Source organism: Candidatus Methanoperedens nitratireducens (assembly GCF_900196725.1).
GTDB classification, from domain to species: Archaea; Halobacteriota; Methanosarcinia; order Methanosarcinales; family Methanoperedenaceae; genus Methanoperedens; species Methanoperedens nitroreducens_A.
On record NZ_FZMP01000108.1, the window covers coordinates 1 to 2,872 of the forward strand.

The following is a 2,872-nucleotide window of genomic DNA, read 5'->3' on the forward strand; positions in this document are numbered from 1 at the left end:
TTTTAAGTTTTGACATATTTTTTACCTCGCATCTCTTTGATCATCCATGATAATATGTCGGCTCTTCTTTTTTCTTCTGCATCTGCTGGAAGTTGATAACAGGAACCGGCATCGATGGGGGTAGCCCGAGTGCTTTTGATAAAAGCAGCGCAAGAGGCGCCAGGTTAGCCACCATGGTATTTGCGATCTCGTTCTGGACATCCCCGGGCGCTTTTCCGGAATCCCATTTATCTTTTAAGTCTTTTAAATCCTCTTCGCTGTAATAATCAGATAACCCCTCAAACCTTATATGACCGATATTCGGGCTCAGGTAGTTTATAGCGAAAGTGTACTCCACCCTGAGCACTGATTTCTCCCCGAACGGAGTGTTCTGTGCCACCAGGGAGGGATTTCTAAGATTAATATCATAATTTATGTTAATGTTCTTGTATTTCCTGATATCTTCAGAGCTTGAGTATACCTTGGATTCCACATTTATAAGCTGAAAGTTTAAAATCATGTTTTACCATTATTTATTATGCACCCTGAAGTATTAAACTATTCCTTACCGTCCAAATCAGCCACATTATCAGCTTTCTGGCATGTACCCTGACCTTTCCATGAACAGCCTCCCCAGATACGAATTTTTCAGTTTTACCGCGCCGTTCCTGCACAGCTCGTGGCAGCAGTAGCATTTTATGCATTTTTCCCTGTCAATAAAAGGGCGCGGCTCTAATGTGATCGCTGATGCAGGGCAGCTGTTAAAGCAAATTTTGCATTTTTTACATTCTTTTTCCGATATCTCAACCCATGATACATTCTCTGCATATTTAAATACCCATTTACCTAAAAACCCTGGCAATTTGTAATATAAATACTTCGATTTTTTAAAGTCCGCTTTAACATCACCGATTTTTTCCCCGGTAACTTCGATCCGGTCAAGCTCACCTGTTCCGAGCCCCCGCTCATGCGCAAAGCGCGTTGTTAAGATATCCCTGTGCGGGAATCCCATAATCCCGGAGGCAACAGCATCAAGCGCCACGCAATCAGTGCTTGATAAGATCATGCCCGATTGTATCGGGGTCCCGTTCGTGGGGCCTTCACCTTCCATACCCACTATGCCGTCCATGACAGCAAGCCTGGGTTTTAGAGCGGAATAGATATCTACTAAAGCCTCGCTTAACCGTTCCTCCGTAGGTGCCTGCTTGTGTATCCTGGCCTTGCCCGAACCCGGTATTACGCCGTAAAAATTTTTTACTGCGCCCGTATATTTCGTGAGCTGATGGGTTTTCATTTTAGGCAGGGAAACAAGCACGTCACAATCGATTGCCGGCTTTGCGATATTGATAGTTGTTAAAACTTTGCCATTGACCTTTACCGGATATGTGCCTGTTGATTCAAAATTGATAAGCCTGCCTCCATACTCTTCACAAGCTTTCTTTATTCCACATAGCTCAAGCGACTGCGCCGTGTAGCCATAAGCACCAGAACTGTCCCCTACCCAGGGAACTCCGCCCGCTTCTCTTACTATTTCGGTCATCGCTCCCACGATAGCAGGATGCGTGGTCGCAGCCCGCTCAGGTGGGAAGCCTATTATTACATTTACTTTGAGCAGCACGTTGTCACCGGGTTTTATTATATTCCCTATCCCGCCTATCAGTCCAAGGCTCTGAAGAATTGATTCTTTAACTTTCTGATGCTCATAGTTCCCACATTTTACGATTGAGACTTTAACCATTAATCCCCCTTATTACAACAATGCGTCTATCTCCTTAAAATCCACCCTTGCAGTCGAATCAAGCGAGAGCGGCGTTATCGAGATATGCCCTTTTTTCATGACAGCCCTGACATCCGTCCCTTCCTCTGCATCCCGGATAAGCTCGCCATTTATCCAGTAGTAAGGTCTGCCCCTGGGGTCATGGCGTTCTTCCACGCCTGTTATGAATATCTTTTTTGCCAGTCTTGTTATCTCGATCTCAGTATCCATAGTTGCATGCCGCGGGATGTTGATGTTCAGCAGATCCACTCCGTCAGGAAGCCCGCGCCTGAGCACATTCCTAGCTATGCGGTTTACGAATTTGATTCCCACCTCAAAGTCATATGTATATTCCCGGTGGTCATCGAACTTATCCCCTTCGTCAATGACCTGTATGGATGCAGCAATCGAGGGAATGCCGTAACTTGCAGCTTCAAGTGCCGCCCCGATCGTGCCGCTTGTTGTGACAGTATCCGTGCTGATGTTCTCGCCAACGTTGAAGCCTGATAACACAAGATCGGGTTTCTCCTTCAGTACCGCGAAAATCCCCAGGATGACGGCATCCGTGGGCGTTCCCCCGACAGAGTAGGCTTTAATACCATTCATGCTGGCGCGCGATATGCGAAGGGGCTCGAATATCGAGATACCCCTACCTACGCCGCTTTTTTGAGTCGAAGGTGCCACGACTATTATCTCTCCGAGGTCGCTCACACTGTCGTATGCGGCTTTTAGACCTGTGGAATATACGCCATCATCGTTGGTTAAGAGGATCTTTTTCATTGTAGTCAGATATGCTTCGGTTAAAATAAATGTGTGGTTTCACGATCAATTCTCCGGGGCATTCTCCGCGGGCACGAAAAGCGCTTCTCCGTATTTGTCCTTGCCAAAGATTTTGATAACATCCTCTTCCGGCGTTTCGTTGCATTGCTTGCATAGATATTTGCCGATTTTTACTGCACCAAGACCGCTTTTGGTGTATTCGTTAAAACCGTTATCAACCATGCGACATCCACATTTTGGGCACGGGGGTGATATCTTCCTGCGAAAGATGTTGTTGGCTGTATATTCATATTCGTTGCCAAACCCACTACAAATCTCTATAAGAATAGGGGTCTCAGATAAATTTTTAAGTGTAAA

Annotated in this window: 3 protein-coding genes and 1 pseudogene; all 4 read right to left on the reverse strand. The window is 45.9% G+C overall.

Going from position 1 to position 2,872, the window contains the following annotated elements; genetic code table 11:
• Positions 1 to 40 precede the first annotated feature (40 nt).
• A complete protein-coding gene (locus MNV_RS07835; RefSeq protein WP_218837942.1) occupies positions 41 to 472 on the reverse strand; it encodes a hypothetical protein in 432 nt (143 codons plus the stop codon).
• Between the two features lie 96 nt (positions 473 to 568).
• On the reverse strand, positions 569 to 1,717 hold the full coding sequence (locus MNV_RS07840; RefSeq protein ID WP_096205019.1) for a DUF362 domain-containing protein: 1,149 nt from the start codon (positions 1,715 to 1,717) through the stop codon (positions 569 to 571).
• Between the two features lie 12 nt (positions 1,718 to 1,729).
• Entirely contained in the window at positions 1,730 to 2,515 is a 786-nt protein-coding gene (gene surE / locus MNV_RS07845) for a 5'/3'-nucleotidase SurE (protein WP_096205020.1), read from the reverse strand.
• Positions 2,516 to 2,560: 45 nt separating this feature from the next.
• A pseudogene (locus MNV_RS20150) lies at positions 2,561 to 2,872 on the reverse strand (hypothetical protein); the annotation flags it as partial.

Coding starts and splice junctions, on each gene's coding strand:
- MNV_RS07840 (WP_096205019.1), bottom strand. CDS start 1,717: ATGGTTAAAGTCTCAATCGTAAAATGTGGGAACTATGAGCATCAGAAA.
- surE (WP_096205020.1), bottom strand. CDS start 2,515: ATGAAAAAGATCCTCTTAACCAACGATGATGGCGTATATTCCACAGGT.